27 protein-coding genes and 1 tRNA gene are annotated in these 23,282 nt (G+C 32.7%); 21 read left to right on the forward strand and 7 right to left on the reverse strand.

Annotation, left to right across the window (positions count from 1 at the left end):
• Positions 1-687 precede the first annotated feature (687 nt).
• From IPM92_02890 to IPM92_02900, 3 genes are all read right to left on the reverse strand, one after another.
• Positions 688-1,338, reverse strand: a complete 651-nt coding sequence (locus IPM92_02890; GenBank protein MBK9107339.1) for a response regulator transcription factor — start codon at positions 1,336-1,338, stop codon at positions 688-690.
• A gap of 13 nt (positions 1,339-1,351) precedes the next feature.
• Positions 1,352-2,155, reverse strand: coding sequence for a hypothetical protein (locus IPM92_02895; protein ID MBK9107340.1), 804 nt, complete (start codon positions 2,153-2,155; stop codon positions 1,352-1,354).
• Between the two features lie 598 nt (positions 2,156-2,753).
• Positions 2,754-3,080: a hypothetical protein gene (locus IPM92_02900; protein ID MBK9107341.1), complete on the reverse strand. Its 327-nt coding sequence runs from the start codon at positions 3,078-3,080 to the stop codon at positions 2,754-2,756.
• Between the two features lie 384 nt (positions 3,081-3,464).
• Between IPM92_02900 and IPM92_02905 the strand changes: the two genes are divergently transcribed.
• From IPM92_02905 to IPM92_02940, 8 genes are all read left to right on the forward strand, one after another.
• The gene (locus IPM92_02905) at positions 3,465-4,859 is read left to right on the forward strand and encodes a S8 family serine peptidase (GenBank protein MBK9107342.1); all 1,395 of its coding nucleotides are present in this window, start codon (positions 3,465-3,467) and stop codon (positions 4,857-4,859) included.
• Between the two features lie 87 nt (positions 4,860-4,946).
• Positions 4,947-5,162, forward strand: a complete 216-nt coding sequence (locus IPM92_02910; GenBank protein ID MBK9107343.1) for a hypothetical protein — start codon at positions 4,947-4,949, stop codon at positions 5,160-5,162.
• A 242-nt stretch (positions 5,163-5,404) separates the two neighbouring features.
• Positions 5,405-6,175: a hypothetical protein gene (locus tag IPM92_02915; GenBank protein ID MBK9107344.1), complete on the forward strand. Its 771-nt coding sequence runs from the start codon at positions 5,405-5,407 to the stop codon at positions 6,173-6,175.
• A 17-nt stretch (positions 6,176-6,192) separates the two neighbouring features.
• Entirely contained in the window at positions 6,193-6,672 is a 480-nt protein-coding gene (locus IPM92_02920) for a hypothetical protein (GenBank protein ID MBK9107345.1), read from the forward strand.
• 860 nt (positions 6,673-7,532) lie between these two features.
• Positions 7,533-7,925, forward strand: a complete 393-nt coding sequence (locus IPM92_02925; GenBank protein ID MBK9107346.1) for a hypothetical protein — start codon at positions 7,533-7,535, stop codon at positions 7,923-7,925.
• A 99-nt stretch (positions 7,926-8,024) separates the two neighbouring features.
• Entirely contained in the window at positions 8,025-8,276 is a 252-nt protein-coding gene (locus tag IPM92_02930; GenBank protein ID MBK9107347.1) for a hypothetical protein, read from the forward strand.
• A 123-nt stretch (positions 8,277-8,399) separates the two neighbouring features.
• Positions 8,400-8,780: a hypothetical protein gene (locus tag IPM92_02935; GenBank protein MBK9107348.1), complete on the forward strand. Its 381-nt coding sequence runs from the start codon at positions 8,400-8,402 to the stop codon at positions 8,778-8,780.
• 58 nt (positions 8,781-8,838) lie between these two features.
• Positions 8,839-9,339: a hypothetical protein gene (locus tag IPM92_02940; GenBank protein ID MBK9107349.1), complete on the forward strand. Its 501-nt coding sequence runs from the start codon at positions 8,839-8,841 to the stop codon at positions 9,337-9,339.
• Positions 9,340-9,561: 222 nt separating this feature from the next.
• On the opposite strand, the gene IPM92_02945 is transcribed toward IPM92_02940, so the two are convergent.
• Positions 9,562-10,002, reverse strand: a complete 441-nt coding sequence (locus tag IPM92_02945) for a hypothetical protein (protein MBK9107350.1) — start codon at positions 10,000-10,002, stop codon at positions 9,562-9,564.
• Between the two features lie 33 nt (positions 10,003-10,035).
• Here IPM92_02945 and IPM92_02950 point away from each other — a divergent pair, with 33 nt between their 5' ends.
• From IPM92_02950 to IPM92_02970, 5 genes are all read left to right on the forward strand, one after another.
• The gene (locus tag IPM92_02950) at positions 10,036-10,893 is read left to right on the forward strand and encodes a hypothetical protein (protein MBK9107351.1); all 858 of its coding nucleotides are present in this window, start codon (positions 10,036-10,038) and stop codon (positions 10,891-10,893) included.
• Positions 10,894-10,905: 12 nt separating this feature from the next.
• Positions 10,906-11,520: a hypothetical protein gene (locus tag IPM92_02955; GenBank protein ID MBK9107352.1), complete on the forward strand. Its 615-nt coding sequence runs from the start codon at positions 10,906-10,908 to the stop codon at positions 11,518-11,520.
• 90 nt (positions 11,521-11,610) lie between these two features.
• Positions 11,611-12,057 (forward strand): hypothetical protein, encoded by a 447-nt coding sequence (locus tag IPM92_02960; GenBank protein ID MBK9107353.1) that lies wholly within the window; start codon positions 11,611-11,613, stop codon positions 12,055-12,057.
• Positions 12,058-12,193: 136 nt separating this feature from the next.
• Entirely contained in the window at positions 12,194-12,688 is a 495-nt protein-coding gene (locus tag IPM92_02965) for a hypothetical protein (protein ID MBK9107354.1), read from the forward strand.
• Between the two features lie 84 nt (positions 12,689-12,772).
• The gene (locus IPM92_02970; GenBank protein ID MBK9107355.1) at positions 12,773-13,972 is read left to right on the forward strand and encodes a TlpA family protein disulfide reductase; all 1,200 of its coding nucleotides are present in this window, start codon (positions 12,773-12,775) and stop codon (positions 13,970-13,972) included.
• Positions 13,973-14,091: 119 nt separating this feature from the next.
• Here IPM92_02970 and IPM92_02975 read toward each other — a convergent pair whose 3' ends face one another.
• Entirely contained in the window at positions 14,092-14,595 is a 504-nt protein-coding gene (locus tag IPM92_02975; protein MBK9107356.1) for a hypothetical protein, read from the reverse strand.
• A gap of 6 nt (positions 14,596-14,601) precedes the next feature.
• Positions 14,602-14,937 (reverse strand): helix-turn-helix domain-containing protein, encoded by a 336-nt coding sequence (locus IPM92_02980; protein MBK9107357.1) that lies wholly within the window; start codon positions 14,935-14,937, stop codon positions 14,602-14,604.
• A gap of 570 nt (positions 14,938-15,507) precedes the next feature.
• On the opposite strand from IPM92_02980, the gene IPM92_02985 reads away from it, so the two are divergent.
• A tRNA-Lys gene (locus IPM92_02985) sits at positions 15,508-15,580 on the forward strand.
• A 41-nt stretch (positions 15,581-15,621) separates the two neighbouring features.
• On the opposite strand, the gene IPM92_02990 is transcribed toward IPM92_02985, so the two are convergent.
• Positions 15,622-16,518, reverse strand: coding sequence for a tyrosine-type recombinase/integrase (locus IPM92_02990; protein ID MBK9107358.1), 897 nt, complete (start codon positions 16,516-16,518; stop codon positions 15,622-15,624).
• 413 nt (positions 16,519-16,931) lie between these two features.
• Between IPM92_02990 and IPM92_02995 the strand changes: the two genes are divergently transcribed.
• From IPM92_02995 to IPM92_03025, 7 genes are all read left to right on the forward strand, one after another.
• Positions 16,932-17,519 (forward strand): NYN domain-containing protein, encoded by a 588-nt coding sequence (locus IPM92_02995; protein ID MBK9107359.1) that lies wholly within the window; start codon positions 16,932-16,934, stop codon positions 17,517-17,519.
• Between the two features lie 221 nt (positions 17,520-17,740).
• A complete protein-coding gene (gene lexA, locus IPM92_03000; protein MBK9107360.1) occupies positions 17,741-18,385 on the forward strand; it encodes a repressor LexA in 645 nt (214 codons plus the stop codon).
• Positions 18,386-18,402: 17 nt separating this feature from the next.
• Positions 18,403-18,636, forward strand: a complete 234-nt coding sequence (locus IPM92_03005) for a DUF2188 domain-containing protein (GenBank protein MBK9107361.1) — start codon at positions 18,403-18,405, stop codon at positions 18,634-18,636.
• A complete protein-coding gene (locus IPM92_03010; protein MBK9107362.1) occupies positions 18,636-19,766 on the forward strand; it encodes an SAVED domain-containing protein in 1,131 nt (376 codons plus the stop codon). Before IPM92_03005 ends, IPM92_03010 begins: the two co-directional genes overlap by 1 nt.
• A gap of 7 nt (positions 19,767-19,773) precedes the next feature.
• On the forward strand, positions 19,774-20,673 hold the full coding sequence (locus tag IPM92_03015; protein MBK9107363.1) for a hypothetical protein: 900 nt from the start codon (positions 19,774-19,776) through the stop codon (positions 20,671-20,673).
• Complete coding sequence (locus IPM92_03020; GenBank protein ID MBK9107364.1) at positions 20,660-21,358, forward strand: hypothetical protein; 699 nt, start codon at positions 20,660-20,662, stop codon at positions 21,356-21,358. The genes IPM92_03015 and IPM92_03020 overlap by 14 nt, the downstream gene beginning before the upstream one ends.
• Positions 21,359-21,416: 58 nt before the next feature.
• Positions 21,417-23,087, forward strand: a complete 1,671-nt coding sequence (locus tag IPM92_03025; protein ID MBK9107365.1) for a hypothetical protein — start codon at positions 21,417-21,419, stop codon at positions 23,085-23,087.
• The last annotated feature ends 195 nt before the right edge of the window (positions 23,088-23,282 follow it).

Below are 23,282 nucleotides of genomic sequence, written 5' to 3' on the forward strand. Positions count from 1 at the left end.
GCATGTATTGACAAAGCCCAGGGAATTAATCTATACTCTTGCTGTGTGTGGTCCTTTGAAATAATGAGTTTTAAATTTAAATCTTTGTGATTGAATTATCGTATCCCTCCGACCAACTACATACCAACTCCTGGAAGGAGCAAATCCAATAATTTTATCATGTGACCCATGATCATTAATTAGTCTCTCAAATTGCCCCTTGCTTTTTAATTGGGTAAAATCTGTTTCTTGATCTAGTATTGATCCGCAGAATATAATTGTGTCAAACATGATTCTGTCATATCGTTTCATTGATTCTAATACAATATCGGTTCCAAAACTATGAGCAATTATATGAGGTCGAACAGAATTGGATAGAAAGTTTTGTTCGTAAAACGTGCAAAATTTCTTAATTATCCTATTTCTAAAATAAGGCACAATGAATTTAACAATGCTTAAATAACCATAATCAAAAGATATAATGAAATGTTATTAATTTCTACTATTTCAGAACAAGCAATGGTATCATACCATTTTTTTTTTCTTCTAATTCCATGAACTGTTATAATCTTCACTAATATTAGTATTTAATAATGGCCAAATGTGGAAAATAAATAAATTAAAATAAATACAAAAAAGTTATTATAAATTAAAGCTCAGATGGCTATTCTTTTATGAACAAAATTGAGAATAATTGAAAAGTAGTTTTTAATTGATTAAATTATTCTTATAGCAAAATATCACCAAACCAGCGGTGTTTTTACATTGGGTCTTTCTTAATAGTTCCGCCCTAATGCTATCAACCGTGCGGACACCTATATATAATTCTTTGCTTATTTGAAGTGATGTTTTTTGTTCTGCCAGTAGTTTTAACACCTTCAATTCCCGACTATCAAAAGCCACATCTATTCCGTCCCTATAATTTATATGCTTTTTCTCAATAAATTTGGATGCTAGAACATCATTGATCCTCTTATTCATATAATAGCCTTTTTCATGGCATTCTTTGATAGCAAAGTAGACTTCAGCAGGGTCAGAATTCTTAATAAGGTAACTATTGGCCCGTGAGTCCATAAATTTGTAAATGAAGCTATCTTCTTCGTGCATTGTAAGTACAATTACTTTAACTTCATCATTATTAACCCGTAGAATGTTTAAAGTTTCGTAGCCATCCATATCAGGCATCTTAACATCAAGCAAAATTACATCAATATGTTGTGATGTGAGGTTTTCTAAAAGCTCTTTCCCATTTGAAGTCTCCAACACAATATCAATGTCTTTATAATATGAAAGACTTGAAACGATACCTGTCCTAAATATTTTATGGTCATCTGCTATTGCAACTCTAATTTTTAACATAGTCTTTTGAGATTTAATAATGTTGGATTAATGGAATCCTTAGCTCGATACATCGTTGATCAAGGGTCTCAATTTCAGCAAAATTAATGCTCCCATTAAGAATATCTAGCCTGTGTTGGATGTTTTTTAAACCCAATCCATCAGATGTTTCCAAAAGATTTAGATATTCTCTCATAGTAAACAAGTCCCCATTGTGTACTATGTTTAATTGAAAATATTGCGGATTTGCACTTATATTTATATGGATTGACTTTGCATTACCATGTTTTATTGCATTTATAACGAGTTCCTGTAGAATACGGTACAACATGAGTGTTTTGAACGGCTCTAATTCAAGCTGATTGTCATCAAAACCCAAAGTAATGTTACAAGCGCTTGTACTGTTGATTAGATAACAAAAGTCTTCAATAGCATGATAAAGTCCAAAATTCTCTAATGCGGCCGGATGCAAGACATGTGAGATGTTTCTTACTTGGTTAATCGCCAAATCTAAATTTATTATAGCCGATTTAATTTCTAACAGGTTGCAATTTGGTTCTTTAACTATATGCGATCTTAAACTTAATTGAACAGCGGTTAATAATGGGCCGACTTCATCATGCAATTCGTTCCCTATGTTCTTTCTTTCGCTTTCTTGAGAATTTATAACTGCCTCAGACAAACGCAACTGAAAACCTTTTTCAAAATTAACTTTTTCATTCTCTAAATGAATAATATGCTTCCTGTGGGTTAGTACAAATATAATCAACCCTCCAATAAAGAGGCATAATAATAAGGTTCCCAATAATATTAAACTCTCTGGAGACGATACAAACATATCAAACCAATTATTAGAGAAATATTTTTTATTGAATATAATAAATTATGAATATTCCAAACATAAATAAATTTATCTGCTTCAAAAAAATAATTCGTGCTCAACAAAACTAGCCAAGAGCATCCGTAATAAAATAAAAATCCTACAACAAACCAAAATGAAGGTTCTGCTATAATATTTTTATACTTCGGATATTTTAGCTCTTTATGGAAATAGAGCAAACACAAAATAGTGATGTACAAACCTTCTACAATTTGAGGATTTGGATTCACATAGGCCAAAGGATGCTTGATCGCAAACGTTGAAATTAATATGAAGTATAAGAATGCAATATTTTTCCAATTTCCAATCCACTTTACATTTTCTATTTCGTAAGTGAAATATCTAATTATAAATATTAGTTCAATCCCTGTCAAAATATAGATCAAAAAAATATTATTGTAATCTACCCAAGATAGCACAAGCATCGAAATTTCAATAATCAGGTTAAATACACAATAGTATTTAATATATTTTAAGATGGGTGTTCTCTTAATTATTATAAGGCTTAAAATTCCAACAAGGAATGAGGAAGAAACTGATGAGGCTAATACCCAATTCAATTAATTGAATTATTAGGTGCACACATTGGTGGGCATGGGGAACCTGCATCCAATATGTACCCTCCGGTTAAATCATTTCCATCCTCATCAACTCCCACAATCACTAACTTTCGATTTCCATCATCATAGCCATTGTAAATTCTCAAACCTACACAACCACTCTGATCTAAGATGTCTTGAATTTTATTAGACCCAAATGCAGTTGCTTTGGGATTCGAATTACTTGCTGGTCCAAAATTGCTTACCCAATCTGCAACCATATCTTCCGCAGTGGAGAGAGTAATAAATGAACCGGTGTCAGGACTAAAGTTTTCTGCTGGCATAATTGTTAGTTTTTTATAAATGAAGCCAAAGATAGATTTTCAATTCAATTTGTAAATTTCGTGTGTGCAAGAACCTTCTGAATTCCGAATTAAATAGTATTTACTGCAATTTACGATAGTAATATTACTATTTTTTGAATAAAAATACTAAAAATATCCAGATTGTTAATATATCGAAAAGTAGGAAAGGAATTTATAAACTACTGAAGGGCAGTTCACCTAATTATTATAGTAAAATTACTAGTTAGAATATAGTATTTTAACTATTGCTGGGTTTGCTTTCTTATTATAAGTTTGCCCAATCTTGAAAATCATCTCGAATTTTCATTGATCAGCGCAAACCCGAAAAGCTGTATTCCAGAGTAGGGATAAAAAATTACATTCATGGCAAAGAAATCAATTAGTGAAAACAAAAATCCTGAATTTACAGGAAGATATCTCATTTTGCTCCCGGAGCGAGATTCACCAGAAGGGCCTGTAAATAGTATTCATTCCGCCACAGGTTTAACCTTAAAGAAATCATCTGAATTTACAAATAGTGTATTTTCAAATGAAGATTTGAATAATTGCGATGGAATTGTACTTGAAAACATAGGCGTTGCAATTGTGAACAAAAGTCCAAAATTTGAAAATTCAATAAATTCTTTGTCTTCACAGCACAATATGCTAATTGAACCTGAAAGAGTAGTTCATGCGATTAACCTTATGGACGAAAATTCTAAAAACTATTTAATGGGGTACAGAGATGGCATTAATGGTTTAATTAGTCAAATATTAGAGGAAAATTTTGAAGAAAATGGAGAATTAATAACAGAGGATGAAGTGTCAGCCAGTTCAGTTGGAATTACATGGGGATTAAGAGCAACAAATGTTGTACCTATTTCACCATTCTTTACTGGGTATTCAGGTTTTGGGGTAAAAGTGGCCATTTTAGATACTGGATTTGATTTTAATCATCCGGATTTTGTCGGCAGGCAAATAATCCATTCAAGTTTTATTTCTGGGCAATCCACGCAAGATTTGTTTGGACATGGAACGCATTGCACAGGCACTGCCTGTGGGCCTTTAAATCCTGCAGGGGCATTTCCTAGATATGGCATTGCATATGCGTCTCAAATTCATATAGGAAAGGTATTAAATAATTCCGGAAGTGGAACCGATGGTCAAATCCTGGCAGGTATTAATTGGGCTTATGGCCAAGGTTGTGCCATAATCAGTATGTCATTGGGAGCAAGAACAAGTGGGCCAGGATTTTCGGCTGTATTTGAAGCAACAGCTTCCAATCTTTTAAATAACGGAGTTCTTATTATAGCCGCTGCTGGTAATGACTCGAACCGACCTGGACTTATTAATCCAGTATCTCATCCTGCCAATTGTCCTTCAATTATGGCGGTTGGCGCAATTGATTCGAACATGAATATCGCAACATTCTCTAACGGGGGTATATATCCTACTTATGGAGCTGTTGATATTGTCGGTCCTGGAGTTCAAGTATTTTCTGCTTTATCCAATCCTCATAATGCATTAATGGGGCCTGCAGGTATTATACGAGGTAATGCTAATGGCACGAGCATGGCAGCCCCACATGTGGCCGGAATAGCCGCACTATGGGGTCAAGCTACTGGCCTTAGAGGAAATGCTTTATGGAACAAATTATCATCTACTGCGAAAAACTTACCTCAACATCCAACAAGAGATGTTGGTGCCGGATTGGTACAAGCGCCTCAAAAGAGAAAATGGCCTATATTCAAGCATCCTCCATTTAAGGATCGATTATAATTGAAGTGTCTTATCTTCCATTTGTCAGAAGTTGAATACTATCGTTATTAATTGTAACTTTGGTATTCAACTTTTTTTGCATTCATTATGCCGGTAAAAAAAACTAATTGGATTGTGAAGGTTCAGGATAACGAATTTGCTAATGTCATAAAAGAATTAAAGCAAAGAAAAATTATACTTGTAAATACTTTGAATAACATTTCTGTTCTTGTTATTCTAGCCTCACCAAAAAATGTATCAAGCATAAAAAGTTTAAAAGGAATTATTGCGGTTGAACCAGAAAGAGCAATAGGATTATATTAATATGAATAGTTCATAACTCTTCAATTATTTTCAAAATAAATTAGTATTTGCTGCAATAAAAATAGTAATAACTGCAATTATTTACTTCCATATTTTTAAAACCAATCATAATTTATTCACTATCTGTATGTTACATGGCTATGAAATTAGTAATTACTGATATGCTTTTAGTAAATTTTGCATTTAAATCGTGAAATACATTTGCCTTCATAATTATTTATTAACAGAAAAAATCTAAAATTATGAAACTACCAGTAATTTTCGTCGCTTTTATTTTTATTATGATCTATAGCTCATGTCAGAATACAGATGACCATATTCCAATTAAAGAAAAAATATGTAACATCAATTTGGAAAATTCAAATAACCCATTGGACAGTGTAGGTATAATGCATAACTACTACATAATGCATATCGTGGATTCATTCGTCACCAATAACATTTCATATTTTTCACACCAAATGATATGTAATTTAGGCTTAGATTATGCCGAGACATATATAATCAATTGGTTTACACCTCCAACTACATTTGAACTTAGTTGTCAAACGCTTGATTCAATTTTAGCTACTTCTCCAGAAATAACTGTTCAAAATAGAGCATCCTATTTAGAAGAGCTTTACGATGACATTAATGCAATCCATGATTCTGAAATGGACCTAGAAGAAAGAATTGATGCATATAAGGATTTAGAAGATAATCCTCCTACATTTAATAATTCTATTGATTCAGTGCTTTACTTTTCAGGCCTAGCTACAATTAAATATTCAACATATCTATGGTATCCAGAGTCAGACTGCGGCTCTGGCTATTTAGAAATTTCATTGGACTTAATTTCTTTTAGAAACAAACTTGAAACAAGAACCCCTCGTTGGGCAAGAATTATGAAGTCAGATTTTATCGGTGCTTGGGGTGGTGCGTTAGGTGGAGCTATTTTAGGTCCCGGAGGAGCAGCAGGAGGTGCAGTTGGTGGTGCAACAACAAATTCTCTTAATAATGCTTTTGGAGAATAAATTAAATATTTAATACCATGAAAATAATATTATTTTTTATAACCATTTTTCTATCAGTTCTTGGTTTGGAATATTTATTTACAGAGGATCTTAATGAAGTAAACTATTCTTCATTAGTTGTAATCCTCATTATATTATCGCTGTTATTTTCTCTAAGTTTATTTATTAATGGCTCCGTAAAGTATTGTAGATCTTATACTTTAAATACATTGTTAGATGAAGTATATGACATTAAAGCATTAGAACGAAAAATAGATCAATATGTCAATTCTAACGAATTTATTTTGCTTAATAAAGAAGTTGCTGACGATAAACTATATTATGAAATCAAAGTCCCTATGTCATTATGGTCTTGGGGTAATAAGCTAATAATCAACTTATGTAACAAGAATCTCTTGATTAGTGCAATAAATACAAGCTTCATCCAGCAAATAGATTTACAATTAACAAATAAAATATTAGTTGAAAATTTAATTTCATCGGTTAGAAGAAATTAATTTGTATATAGTTGTCTTGTTTTCCTATCCACGCCGAATAAGTAATTCAAAACCTTGCAAAATAATTTAGCATATGTTAAAGTGCTTTTGTAAAATAGCTCTTATAAAATATGTCTTTATTAAATTTTAAAAGAAATGGATGCTGAAATTTACACCTTGTTGCGAGAGTTTCTTGCCAGCTTAGTTGTCGGATTTGGAATCGCTCTAATGATGTTTTTCTTTAGTAAAAATTTCAAATCAAAGAAAAATAGCTCGAGCACTTAGAATTAAATCGATAGCCCTCACCAATTGGGGGCTTTTATTTTTACTTACAATGGTTACCAGAATATTTTTTGTTGTTTATTTGCAATAAAATTCAGGTCTGATATTATATTTGGATGAAGAATAGATTCAGAATGACGGTTATGAACTTCAGACAAGACTTCAAGGTTGTATTAATTGATTCTAACAATTTAAATTTTGAGGTTTACATGTGTCTACTTTAACTGACTCCAAATTATTAGCCTGAATAAAATTATTGACCTCTAAATACTAGTATTTACTGCAAGCATATACTCAGAAAATACTAAAAATATTTAGAATCTAAATTATTTCAGTGAAATTATTTGTTGAATAAATTAGGTCATGTACTTTTGATCGTAAACATGATAGACCACCTATTTATATTATAAATAATTTAGCACAAGACAATGGAAAGTAAATTTTTTGTTGGGTTCGATAATGAAACAATAGATATAAATATTTTAAAACGAATAGAAGCTGGCTGCCCTAACCCTCCCGCTACGACTTAAGTATCTGCCGAGGGGCGCGCCAACTATTCAACCTTAGCTTTGGGCCAAAATTCTGCGAATGGATATGGAATGACAGCATTAATGGCAATGAATATCTGGCAAAGCCAATGCTATGGAGAAGTTCGACCAGGTTATGTATTTTTATTTCCTGGCATTTACTCTTTCAACCCACCTCCATACCAAGGTACAGTCAGCATTAATTGCCAACCTCATGCGCCTATCAACTCTGCTTCTGGTGGAACCTTACACGGGCAAATGTGTGCACTACTTGGTCGTCCCACGTCGGATTTCATTGGGTTTGCTATAAATTACCCATTCAATGTTGGAGGAAACACTCATTACAACAGCGCCACTTGTAACCCTTATTGGTTTAATGGTAGCAGAACCATTCCGGTAAATTGTGATGGAGTGAATTGGCAACAAATAGTTTATAACACATTAATGCAATGGTTACCTCATTAATTTTTAATTTTTTCAAACCTGATGTTAAATACAGAATATATCAAATGTAAAATCGTGTACTAGACATTATTATTCAAATAACATTAAAAACTATAAGTTATGGCAATTTTAAAAAATGCAATTAATGCACTTGACCCAGCTCCGGACAGAAAAAAGGATATCACTTTGCTCCTATCTCTGCTTTCTGAGCTATGTGAGCAAAAAGTAAAAGATTTTTCATCCAGTATCGAAAATGAACTTCGAATTGCTGGTACTGGAGAAAATAAAACTATCCCCGTAACTGAAATTTTAGCCAGACACAAAGAATATCGAGCATATATAAAAAGCGATGCGGGTAAAGTTGCTTCTTAGGTTGCGGGTGCTATAAAAAAATTCGTATCCGGCGGAGCTAACGAAATCATTGATGGAGTTGCGAGCCTTGTTACAACAGGAATTGAAGCAATTATTGGTGCTGGATCTGGAGTGCAACAGGAAATGAGTACTTATTATATCGTTGTACAGGATTATGGAATCGCGCGCTATGACATCCGAATTTGGGCTAGACAAATCGAAGCACAAGGTATTACCTCCCAGATTGAAACGGCTCTTGCAAATGTTGCGTTTAAATCCAGCGTTGACATTTCTAAACTTTCTTTCAATACATTTCTCATAGCCTACGGCTCACAATTAGAAGCGATGAATTTTCCTAAAGATAAACAGAAGGAGTATTTGGACTATGCCATTGAAATTTATAATAAATTAAGAGGCAACATCCAATCAAGCATCACTACTGAGGAGTTTAACGGCTATGTTCCAACTCAATCTCTAAGTAATTTCCGTTTACCAGGATTGCTATATGGTAGTCTGTGGGATTAGTAATAGAGAAATACTGCTTATTTTATACGATTCTTTCTTTGACTTTAATAATATCAAAATGAAAAGTAATTTACACTTGGGAAATAGTGATGATATCATTCCTCTAATGGAAATAAATCTAAAAATTCAAAGAGGAATAAAAGAAAGATTCAAATATATACGATCATTAGGTGTACAACGTATCGAGTCGTTACTATTATATTATTCTAGCAATTGCGAATGGCTTATAACTAATGTTGCCGAAGGAATTTCAATTAATATGTTTTATATTCCTATATATTTAAGAAATAAGGCTTTTGATAGTACTCAAGCACAATGTTATGGCCGATTAATTTTCTATTTTACACATAATGGTAAAATCAGGTACGAGATTCGCAACCCATCAACAATTTCTGAAGGAGATATTCACGGCCCATTTAAAGAGGGCGAACTTGTATTTGATGAGCAAAGCTCAGATAATCATGAGCAGGTCGATATTTTAAAAGCGTTTATCGAAAGCATGAATGATTGGGAAATAAACGGAGTAGATGGTAGAGAATTACCTGTGGAATTGAGCTAAGTCGAAAAATAACTTTGACCTTTTTGAGCATTTCCTATGCCACCCATTTATTGTAATCATAATAACAATCATTAGTCTTACTTTTAGAGCGCAAATTGCAACTATTGAATTATAGTATTTTCTGCAATACAAATAGTAAACAGTGCAATATTTTATATGTTACTTTTGTAAGTACAGGACTTAAAAAGTTAAGTAGAAAAAGAAAAATAAATAATTATTTAACTATTTGCCTACGTAATGGAATCTCCAAGTTGTAGTATCTGACGTAATATTTTCTATTAGCGGTAGTTCAAATATGAAGGGAGGTTGAAATTCGATGGTATCAATTAAATCTCTTGAGTTACTATCCATATCAAACAATTTGACTTTAATTAAAGTACTTGGCTCCAAATAGAGCAAGCTATCAAAGTTAAACCAAATTGGCAAATCCAAATAGTTTAAATTAACATATTGAGATTCTTTTGATGAATAGGAAAGTTTATTGTTGAGATAGACTTCCAATATTAAATCAGGAGCATCTAACGAGTCCCAAGGTTTTCCCATATTGGAATATGGAAATGAATTTAAGCCAACTTGGGATAAGTTAAACTCCTTCAAATTGTTTATTCCGCTTTCTGTACAAGCGACAAAGAAAAATATAAAACTAAAAACAAATAATTTCATTTTACTAATATTTAACAAATAAACGCGCAAATTATGAAAAAATTATTATTTTTGGTGTTTGGAATTATCACAATAATGCCTTCTTGCGATAAAAATACCAATCATTTAAATGATTTAACGGACGGCAAACAAATAGATCTTGAAATGAGAAGTAATGATACCATTTATGAAACTTTTTATTATGATGGTGTATATTATACTTTGGAATTCGATAGCGAAACTGAAGCTGAAGAAGGTGTTCCATTTAATAGTGAAACCGAAGATGCCCTAAAAGATGCAATTGGTGAAAATGATATTATGAAGGTATTGACAGATGAACATCCTGACACAATATTTTTATATAACATTCCTGAGACTGAATCAGAACCCGATAGTTCAACTGCAATGGCGCCTTCAAATGATCCACCATTTGCAACTTTCTATGAACATATTGATTATGGTGGCAACTCATTCGAATTTACAGATTATTCTTACAACAAGCATTGGAGAGGAGACTGTGAATTTGAATTTAATATACCAAATTTAGAAAATTGCGCATTAGGGATGTCTAGTAACTGGAATGATAGAATATCATCTTTTAAAATGCATCAATCTGGAAGTACAAAAGATTGGATGGAAACAAATATGTTTTGTGGTCCACTAACCCAAGTGGCATTTATCATGTTCAGAAATTCTGGTTATAGGCAAACCCCAAGTGGCTGTTGGATTGAAATGTGGGTAATGCACCCAAGATGCAATTACGACGACTCCGACTGGGCTGTCCCAAATTTAAAGAAGCAGAAATGGGGTTGGCTATTTTGCGCTAACATGAACGATAAAATTTCATCTATTTCAATTGATTTTTGCAGATATTGTTTTGCGGATTGCGCAACTTATATAGATTGGTGGTAATTTATTATTAGAATGAAAATTTCAAAGCATCAACTATTCATACATATAAAACTAATTCTATTTGGGGTTATATTCATTAATTCTAGAACCATTGGGTATAATCAACTTAGTATAAACACAAAAGTTGGTCTGAATTATGGAACCACTAAAATAAATGTAGAACCTAATTTTAGAGATTCATATGATAACGCATTTGGGTTTAGATTCGGTTTAATTTCGCAATATAAAATTAAAAATTTTATATTAGGTACTGGTTGCCTGGTTTCATTTCGGCCAACTTGTGCTAAATATGCATTTTTTGAAGGAAGATGCGGTACTTTATATTTTAATTTCATCGAAATCCCCATTTCTTTGCATCATACATTTATTAAAAATAAACTTGTATTTGGGTTAAGTCTAATAAACGGTTTTACTAAACATCCACCTATTCATCTAATTGAGGACAAGGAGTATGAATTAGACTTTGAAGTTCATTTGGGATGGATCATTAACCCTCGATTTAATATTGAAATATCATACTTAGTTGGTGGATTAGACCCGCTAAATTCAAACAGAGATACCCATTTGTTTTACGTTGGTAGTTTATCGTTAAATTATACTATTTTTAACTTCAAACTAAAACCCTAAATATAATTGTATATTAATATTTAAATAGGATATCCTACAAAAATAATGTCTAATGAAAATTGATAATTGTCCAACATATAATAATATTTTATGAATATTAATTATTTCATTTTTATGCTAATTATAATTTCCGGTTGTTCGAAAGAACAAACTCCTCATAAATTAAAAATTACCGCTATTGAATTAAATAAATTTATCAATCCAAATGAATTTATACTATGGGATAGTCTTGATGGTCCAGATATATATATATCAATTTATTTAAATAAGTCAAAAATATTTACTTCTAACCGAACTGAGAATGAAAATATTTTAGCTTCTCCTATAAATTTCAATCTTGACTCTAATATTATATTTCGCTCAAATATTGATGATATTTTTTTAAACGCATATGATGCCGACACAATTATAGATCAGATCATGGAAGAAAACTTGACTCTTACACCTGGTTTTATTAATAAGTCACCTTATAGTGAAAGGATAAGTTGTAATTTTTGTATAGGTGAATGGCGGATCACATACGAAATAATTGAGTAACTAATGCAATTTTCAAGATTTGAAAAATGATCATTGAAATTTCGATAAATAATCATTAATCATATTGAAGATCCTGATTTTTCTCTTTCTGACAATACAACTGTTTGGTCAGCTGCATTTTAATTTTAATCTCGGCATGAATTTGAACATTATTCATGATAAGCTAGTTCCATTTGAGTATAATTTTTCTCCCAGACTACTTTGGAAAGGAGGGCTTCAGATTGAGTATTTCATAAACGATGTGAATTCAATTGAGACAGGTTTATATTTATCAGCTCGGGGTTCAAAAGTGGATCCAAGGCTTTTTCGAGTTACATCAAATGTAACTTATTATCTGTATGAAAATGCTTTATTATATAGAAGATATTTCTATGACAAAAAATTTGGAATTGGCTTAGGAATTTGTAATACTTGGCCTCAGAGTTATGGAATACATTTGTATGGAGATAAAACATATTATCTTGATTTCATCCTAGGATGTAAATATAGATTAAATAATCGCTTTCAAATTGAATCATCGTTTATCTTTGGTGACTTGGTTACATTCTTTAATAAAGATGAACTTTTTTATTTTTCAGTTTACAATTTATCTATTTCTATTACACTTGGGAAATGTTTTAAAAGAAGTTAATTCAATTTTGGAAAAACCGGTGAAATTGACAACCCTTGGTCAATTTGTCCGGTTTTTCCGATTTAGCTAAATAAATAACAATTTATGAAACATAAAACTTATTCCATTTATTTAAGCTGTGTTTTTTTATTCGCAGCTTGCTCAAGGGATCCGAAGAGTATATTGAAAATGGCATTTATCAAATGTCAGTCTGTAAAGTGTGGCAATTATGAAATGTCTCTGATTAAAGGAATTGATGGCACTGAGCATCTGTTTAAATGCAAATTTTTAAAAGCAAAGAATGATAGTGTATTTTCTTCTCATTTTTACTACAAAGAATATCAGGATGGAAAATTGAATAGAGAGGTCATTTATACAGGCCATGAAATTGTGACAATTGAGCCAACAGATAGTACGGCAACAGTGATGTCAAAAACTAACTGGGATTCGTATTTTAAAGCATATAGTGGTATGTATTCTCTGTATTCTCCATTAACTAATAATTCAAGTTCTCCTCTTTTAAGTGAAGCCGATTTATCGGAAGCTAAACATATGTTTTATTTCAAAGGAAGCGAATATATTAATAATATTAATTGTTATCATTTTCATGTAATAGAGATTCCTGAGATAGATAGTTCGACACCAATTCAAACTCTTAGTCTCGAATATGACTTTTGGATTTCCAAGTCAGATTCAATTCCAATACAATTGTCTTTCACTGTGGTAGGAATACATAATATGGATACCATTCGTCAGTATAATAGATATTTACTAAAAAGTTATGACGTAAATACTAATATTGATTCTAGCGCATTTACATTAGAAGCAATTCCCTTTGGATATAAAATTGTTGATTTTTCTCTTGTTAAAGAATTCAAGCCATTACCAAAAGGTACGGCAGCTCCAAATTGGAATCTAATCTCTTTATCAAATAAAAAAATATGTTTATATGATTTCAGAAACAAGGTTGTTCTTCTTCACTTCTTTTATAAAGGCTGTTATCCTTGTCTTTTGTCCTTGCCCAGTTTAAAGGAACTGCATGATAAATTCTACTCAAAAGGTTTAAGAATTATTGGCATTAATCCTATAGATGAAAGTAAAAGTGAGCTTTCTGAATTTATTAAGAAACACGATATTAATTACTTCATTCTCATGGATTCTGCGAATGTAGCAAGAGACTACAATGTTAATGGCTATCCAACACTATACATTATAGATAAACAAGGAAATATTGTTTATACGAATCTGGGCTATGACAAAGATCTAGTTAACACTGTAAGTAAATTAGTATTAGAACATTTATAAGCTAAATACAAATATTTGAGTTTAGCAAATTAATATAATGATGCTGCACTAAACGGCATGCTTAGTTTACTTGAATCCTAAGTTTCAAATAAATCTTGAAATTCGAAAGATTGATACTATTAATCATTAAGATAAAACCAACTCAATGCAAGCGACAGCGCATCAAAAATCCCCATATTCCTATCTTCACTTACCCATGGTTTCCTTTCCCTTGGCTTCTTAGGTTCCAGTTCTTTAAATTCCGCAAGAAGGAACTGAGCAATCTCATATTTGGTGACAACTCCGAACCCTTCGAATACATCTCTTACCTGATCACGGGAGTACTGTTCAACCGGAAGCTTTACGGATTCTGCATAAGTCATTATTTTCTGTATAAGTCTGCGGGTTCTTTTTCCAGTCCGAGAGGATTTACCATCCGGATCGGATAAAACTATTATCGTTGGTCTGAAATAAGAGATTGATTTTTTAATCCGTTCAAGAATTTTTCTGTTTGAAATTGGGTTGATTCTTACTGATCCGTATTCAATTAATTTTCTAGCGTTTTCCATATAAACAAATCCGAAGCCGTTAGCATTTGGATAAATTGCGTAAACGATTTTAGGTTTTTCACTCTGTGTTTTCATAGTATTTTATTTTGTTAGTCTTTTAATAGTTTCTTCAAGAAATCTAATTCTTTGGGTGCTCTTTAATGTTATTTGATCTTTTTTTAATTCTGGAACTAATTGAATTATTCTTTGGATAAGTTTTAATTTAATTATTTGTGATTCCTGCTCGAAAAACGATTCAATTGGAGCATCAAATAAGTGGTGATAAGTTAGAAGTAATTCGATGGATGGCGCTCGTTGACCTTTCTCATATCTGGATATATTGGAGTAATCCGGTAAATCCAAAATGAAAGCAATATCTTCCTGAATTAAACCGGAACGTTTTCTATAGACTTTTAAATAATTTGGTGGTGAAGACATAAATTAAAAAGGGGCACCAGAAATAATTTTTCTGATGCCCTAAGTTTATACTTATAATACTTCCTATCGTAGACAGTATTTGTTGCCAATTTGGCAATTTTTTTCGCCCACGCTCCACGTTTAGTGGTATTGCTATTAAATTGTACGCACTCAATTATGGTGGTCTCATTTTGAAGTAGATTAAATTGATAAAATTGGCACCTTCGCACCTTTAGGTACCCATAATCTGCGAAATTTGAAGGGTATCGCAGATTGCAAACCAACGGTGCCAAGGCACTGTCAATTAATTCAATATTAGTAATGAAAATAAATTTAGCTTTCGTCGAAAGTAAATTAGAGTGCTTGCATGTCGGTTAATGAAATCTTTACAACCTGACTGCCTTTATTTAATTATACCATAATAAAGTTTTGTGGTCAAAATTTTGTGAAGCGTCATTCAATGTCTTTTAAAAAATAAACACCTATGTTATAATCAAGATTATGCACAATAGAAGTTTCCATTTTGGCAACATTTCTTCGGGTGCATCTCGTTCAAATGCACTAAATTAAGATTCAGCTTAATAAACACATGCGCCCATAGCTCAGCTGGTAGAGCACTCGACTCTTAATCGAATGGTCGGAGGTTCGATCCCTCCTGGGCGCACAAATAAAAATCCAGACTCCGGTCTGCAATGAAAATGGAGATTATACTAAATCATTTAATGGATGCTTCACCATTTGCCCCCTTAAATGTTCTGCGCTGGCTGATAGATATATTGTAGTAGTCTTAATATCCGAATGCCCCATCATTTTTGAGAGAGAATAAATATCACATCCACCTTCAAGCATGAGAGTTGCAAAAGTATGTCTAAGTTTGTGGACAGAAAAAGCAACACCGGAAGATTTACGCACCTGTTCCACCAATTTTTTTAATCCATTATCTGTAAAGCCGACATTCCCTCGAAGGGATGAAAAAAATTCAGGGTTGGTTTTATTCAGTCTTTTTCTTTCATTTTGATATTTCTTTAAACTCTGAGCTAAAGTATAGCTCATTGGCACAATTCTATCTTTGTTTCCTTTTCCTTGCTTAACAAAAATAGTGAAGTTGTCTGTATCTATGTCAGTGTATTTGAGATTAAGTAATTCCTGTTTTCGTAATCCGGTAAAAATGAAAGTTGAAAATATGGCGTGATTACGATATCTGAGAAACTTGTATTCATAGGGGTAATTATAAACCACCTCCAATAACCTTAGTGAAGCTTGTTTATTTAGTTTTAGAGGCAAGCGCTTTTCCATTTTAGGTTTTTCAACATCAGCGATTGGATTTTTCTGCATATAGCCCTGAGTGATACACCACCGAAAGAATACTAATAGCGTCTTATGATAAGCGATAAATGTGTTCACCGACCAGTTTCGCTCTGTCCGGCCATGATAAAATAAAGCCCTAACATTTTCATCATTGACTTGATTAATCACACTAATGTTTGCAAATTGGCAATAACTCTTTATCACATTTCTATATCTCCGTATTGTATGTTTTGAATACCCACGAATTGATGAAGAATAATCGCAAAACTTCTGCAACAAAATGTCTATATCCATGATCTTTTAATTCAAGCAGATTATTTTTTGAAGTTAAGCCAAGAACCTGTTCACCACGGGAAGTGGTCGTTTAAAATCGTTAATTTTCCCAAAAAGCCATTTAAATTCAATTATAGTGCTTCTTCTTTGATTCAAATGCGGGGCCACTTCCTTAAGAGGAACATTGGAGAGGCCTTTTCCAAAATGACGCATATAAAATAAAGATAAAATTGGATTTTGGTGTTTTAAACAGATGCAATAGTGCGACCTGTTTATCACTCAACAACTTCAATGAATATACTCTGCAATTGCTACTTAATAATTAATAAATTGCTCGACTTGATTGACAGTATAGCAGATTTATTGAAAATTTCAAGTGGTGATCCAATTCACAAAATGATACAATCACTGCATGAAGCGATTTACTTTTATCGATGTACAAAATACAGAGACGACCGACCACTCTCAAGGTTTTAAAATTCGCAACCGATCTCGAAAGACTATTTGCCTATCTCAAAGAAAGATGGAATTGCGAAAAAGTGTTTTTCTATCCTGGTATTGAACCCGGTGATGTGGAATGTTCCGGTCTATTTGATAAGATAACAAACATTGGAGGCATCGTTCGATCGAAATATTACTATGTATATAATAACAGCGATAAGATAGTCAGTGCAAATTGTCCGAAATACGACACTGAAATTACCCAGAGAATCAATAATGGTCATACCTGGAAATGTAACTGCGATGTTGAAATGACAATGGAAATTCTTGATCAAGCAAAAGAAAACACAGAACTAATGATATTTACTGGAGATGGCGACTTTGTAATGCTTATTGAAAGTGCTGTGTCAAATGGTTCAAAAGTTACCATTTTTTCCAGTGCTAAGAAAGTACAAAAAGGCGCTCGCTACTCAACCTCTCGATTATCAACCAAGCTTCGGAAGCTTACTCAAGCCAGTGGGTTACCCGTAAAGTTTATGGAGATTGATAACCTTAAGTTTCAGATCAAAAAAAAGGCGTAAAAAGGAAAAAGCCGCGAAACGCGACTTTTTCTAAGGACTCTATAAGTATAGCAATTACAAATTTGGTTGTCAACTTCAGTTTTAGATAGTCCTTAAAATCTGGACATATAGGCTTATTATCTTGCTGTAATACAGGTATTTGTAATTATTAAAAAATAATAATCTATTTTTTGAACCCTGTGGCTTGCTTTTTTGTTTACTTTTCTGTACACTAGGACTATATGATGGGTTCATTAAGCGAAAACGACAAAAAGCTATACTTAATCATTAGAAACCGCATAGCCAACGGGCTGAAAGCCCCTACCTTAAGGGAGATAATCAAAATTATAGGTAAAAGTTCCCCCAGATCTGGAAAATTGGCTTTGGAGCGTATCGAAGTTGCTGGATTAATACAAATTCTACCAAATCATGAGATTAGGCTTGCCAACGAATCTTGGTCTGAGAAAAAGTCAATAACGACGGTGGAAGTTCCTTTGATTGGAGAAATCGCAGCAGGTACACCATTTCTAGCCGAAGAACATATCGAAACATTTATTCCTATAAGTATTGCGCTTGCTCGGCCCAATCAGAAATATTTCTTGTTGCGTGTAGTGGGTAATTCTATGAATAATGCTCAAGTAAATGGAGTAACAATTCAGGATAATTGCATTGTTCTTGTGAAGCAGCAACCAACTGCTGAAAATAACGAGATTGTTGTAGCACTAATTGATGATTCGGCCACTGTTAAGTACTTCGAGAGAAAGGATAACTTAGTTATTCTTCGTCCAAAGTCAACAGAAGCCAGACATAAACCAATAGTATTAACTGAAAATTGTATTATTCAAGGAGTAGTAGTCGCGGTGCTCCCTGGAGATCTTTATGAATAACTTTAAACAAGATTGATATGGCAAAGAAAAACTTTCACAGTGTTCCTTGGGATGGAGATTGGGCGGTAAAAAAAGGAGGAGTTGAGAAACCTATTTCAATTCATCACACGCAAGTTGCGTCAGAAGCAAAAACACAAAAGCTTGCAAAACAGAATGAAACTGAAGCCGTGTATCATAATCGGAAAGGTCAGATTAAGGATAAAGACAGTTACGGCAACGATCCTTCATCAATAATTGATAAAAAACATTAATGAGTAACAGAAAGAAAATACCAGATGATATAATGCTTAAGCTATGGGTTAAATCCGGTGGAAGATGTGAATTTCCAGGATGTAACGTCATGGTTTGGCGTGATGGTTTAACTTTAAAAGAGGATAATTTCGCACACATGGCCCATATCGTTGCTGCAAGTAGCAATGGGCCCCGTGGGGATGTAGTTTTATCTCCAGAGTTGCAGATTGATTATGATAATCTTTTATTGCTTTGCCAAACCCATTCAAAATTAATTGATGGAAAAAACAAGAATGATTATTCAGTAGAAGATCTGGTTAAATATAAGGCTATACATGAAGATCGTATTAGGAGACAAACAGAACTTGCACCTGAACACAAGACTACTGTGGTTATTTTTCAATCACCAATTCGTGATAGACAAGTAGTAATATCGAATGCTCAGGCTTTTGCTGCTCTATACCCTCGATACCCAGCGGATGATAAAGGTATATTTTTTGATTTCTCAACTAAATCTGGTAGTGGTGATCAAAATTTTTGGAATGAATATTCTCGTGAAATTTCTGAACAAGTTAAACATAGTCTACGTAAAGGAAACAATGGACAACGATATGAACACTTATCCATATTTGGGCTTGCTCCGATCCCTGCACTTATATGTTTAGGAAATCAAGTCGGTAATATTATCGCATCTGACCTTTTTCAAAAACATCGAGACACGGATGATTGGAAATGGAAACAAGAACTTTTATTAGACCCCTTTGAATATCAATATTCGTTTAATGATGGTTCCGATAAATCTAAAGTTGCACTTGTTTTGTCTTTAAGTGGTAAGATTGGTTCCAAAGAATACAGAACTATCTTGGGTAGTGAAGTACCTGTATTCGAGATCGAAGTCGAAAATGCTGGCCCCGAATTTCTTATGTATAAATCTCGCCTTGAGAAATTCAGAATGTTATACCGAAAGACCATTAGCGATATAAGAGCCAAATACGGAGGTGAATGCGTTATTCATCTTTTTCCAGCAATTCCGTCTCCGATAGCAGTGTTATGCGGAAAAGAATTATTACCTAAAGCTGATCCTCCAGTACTTGTATATGATTATGATAAAAATCAAGGTGGATTCCTGCCAACATTAACAATAAAATAAACTAATTATGACTATAGAAAAATATTTACAAGATTTGCTTAAATCACAAGACTTAACAGAGCAACAAGAAGAAGATCTGCAAAAACACAAAAAGGAGATAACTGATTATCTTCGTAAAGAGTTTGGAAATGATCCCATTATTAAATATGCCGGATCTCGAGAAAAAGGAACTATGATCAGCGAGAGATATGACCTTGACGTAGTTTGTTATTTTCCAAGTTCAGATGATCGCTCACTAAAAGAAATCCGTGAAGACGTAGCACATCATCTTGAAGACAAATATGAACTTACTCATAAGTCTTCATCAGAAAGAATCATGGATCTAAAGGGATCTCAAGCTCCAGTTGATTTTCATATTGATGTTGTGCCTGGTCGTTTCATTGAAGACACTAAAGATGTTTTTTTACATGTTGCTTATGGTGATAAACAACGAATGCAAACAAATTTAAGAACGCATATCGACCACATTAAAGACAGCGGCTGTGTGGAAATAATTCGACTTGTGAAACTTTGGGCCCATAGAAATGATCTTAAAATTAAGACATTTATTTTGGAGTTATTCATTGTCAAAGTTCTTACTGAATATAAGGATAAAGGCAATTTGCAGAAAAGCTTTTTAAAAGTGCTTGAAGAATTCAATGATAGATACTCTACTATTCAATTAATTGATCCCGCAAATACAAATAATGTTGTATCAAAATTAGTCAGTGATTCTGAAAAAGAATCCATTACCCAAATGGCTAAAAGGACTTACACTAAAATTGAAAACTCTGATGATTTAAGCGATTGGAAAGAAACGTTCGTTGATAATGATTCAAATTCTTCAAGTAAGGTGGCATCTACTTCAGCTTATACAGTAGGCAGTTCTTTTCAACCAAGCAAGCCCTGGAGCAATGATTACAGATGATGAAATCAAATGGATTTCAGAGTATTGCCCATCCCTAAATATTAATCAAGATCGTAGTGAGGTAAGCGGTTTAATTAATTTTCGGGCAGCCTATGATAAAGAGGGCGGGTTCACATGGCTAATTGATGATAAGCAGATGGCTAAAGGAGAAATTCTACAAGACAGTTACGAGGTGCTTGTTAAAAAAGCGGACAAGCTAACCGAGTTACCATCTTTACAACTAAAAATTGATGAAGGAAAGATAAATATTGGCAGACATTTTTATCCTGATGGGAAGGCATGTCTTTGTGGGCCGGCGGAAAGAGGTAAATTTATTCAATCGGGATTTTTATTTACTAAATTCTTAGAAAGACTTGTTGTTCCATTTTTGTATGAGCAAACATATTTTGATAAATATGAAAAATGGCCTTGGAACGAATATGCTCATGGTTCCGCAGGAATATTTCAGTCTTTCGCTTTTAGTGATGGGACGAAAGAAGATATTGAAGCATGTTTACAGGATTTGAGAAAGGATAAAAATTGGCCTCGAATAAAAGCAATGCTTTCAGGGCATGAACGAGTAACTGAATCAAGTATTTGTTTTTGCAACAACCCAAAACAGATCAGAAAATGCCATCCTGATATTCTTTTTAGGATGGCTAAATTACGGTCTGCAATTCAAAAGCAAAGTATTCGATTAAATTAGTCTCATTATTTGATTGCAAAATGACCTTATTATCATCATATCCTTTAAAATAACTTTTATGCCCCTCAAAACTTCACCTGGATTTAAAGCAATATTTCCTAAATCGGATGATACAATTGATGATCTAATTAAAAACATCCCGACGGCAGCATTATTAACTAATTTAGCGGTAATAAGTACACAAATACATTTTAGTCACAATGAAGTAGATATATTGCATTTGTTCTTACGAAGAATTCCTCATGATGAATTAATATCAATAAAACAAAGAATAAGTAAATTCGAAAAAGAACAGGAAACAGGAATAACATTATTCTCTGAATTTTATATTACAGAATTTATGGTGTATGCGCTTCAATTTAGCAACGATAGGCTTGAAGACACAACGCCAGAAGAAGATTTAAAAATCTTTAAAGCATATCTTTTAATTGTTAACAAAACACTAAAGGAATTAGATGACGTAATGCAAGGCGTGAAAGTTAATTCTGATCACTCCTTCAATAGCCTGAGTTGGCCATATATGACGAAGCAGTTTCAGTTTAATCAAAGGCCCCAAGAAATTTTTCAATCAATAAGAACCCTTGTTCTTTTAGATGAGCTAAAAAAAGATTATGATGCAAAACTTTTATTAAATAAATTTGAAGAAGAAATCCACATGACATGTGAAGATTATGTTTATAATTTAATGAATATCGCACGTCTTAATAAAACGAGAGAAATGGATGGATTTGATGTGAATTTGTTTTTTGTTTCTGTAAAAGAAAATATGCACCATTTTTTAAACCATTTAAGGTTGAATGTTTTAGAGATTATTAAAGAAAAGAATTATAACAAAGATTACCTCGCAATAAAAAAATATCCTTTACTTGGTTATAAAGAATACAATTTTATTGTTTTGAATTGGAATTTTTTAAAAAACAAAATTTATAATGGTTTCATCTTTGATATATACTACCGTGCTCAATTGAATAAGGTCTATTCAGGTTTCGAAAATTTTAAGTCCTTTATCGGGAAACGCATTTCCGAAGAGAGAATATTCATGCCAATCATGTCCGCTATTTATTCCATGAAGCATAAAGTATTTCAATTTGGAAAGGAGGATGGTCAACCTGATGCATATTTGCGAGAAAGAAATAAGATTTTTCTATTTGAATTCAAAGATAATTTAATGCCTTCGTCCATTGTAGAATCTTATGATTTTGATCAAATCAATCATGAAGTCGATAAAAAATTTGTTCAGAATGATAGAGGTAAGCCAAAAGGAGTGATGCAGTTAATAAATCAAATCCACTATTTAAATGAGACATCCTATAAATTTGACGATTTTGAAATAAAGAAATTAAAACGAAATCGGATCGAAATTTATCCAATTATAATCTATACCGACTTTTCATATTCTTTACCTGGTATAAATAATTACTTAACAGGAATATTTAAATCTAATTTGAAAATAAACAAATTTAAAGCAATACACGATCCGGTAATGCTAAATTTAAATTTTTTATTTGAATTATTACCACACTTGCAAACCACAAGATTGGATTTACTAATTGAGTCTTATATAAAATTTGTAAGGGAAGCCAAAGCTCAAGTTGAGAAAAGTCTTAATCCAAATGATTGGTTCAAAGCCAACTTGTCTTTCGAATTTGCCGTTCCATTCAAAAAGATCAAAAAAAATACAAATATTAAAGAATTCATCTCCCTACCTGAAATTTTAGGTTTAAAATGAATTTATAAAGTACGTATTTTGATCGGGACGCATAAGCCTATTAATCGGAATTTAGAATAGAGGCTCAAATCTTGTTAGGAATTGAGTATGCCGATTTGAACATGGAACATGCTTCTTAAAAGGAACATTGGAGAGACCTTTTCCAAAATGACGCATATAAAATGAAGATGAAATGGGATTTTGGTACTTAAAACA

Source organism: Saprospiraceae bacterium, from assembly GCA_016719615.1.
Taxonomy (GTDB): domain Bacteria; phylum Bacteroidota; class Bacteroidia; order Chitinophagales; family Saprospiraceae; genus Vicinibacter.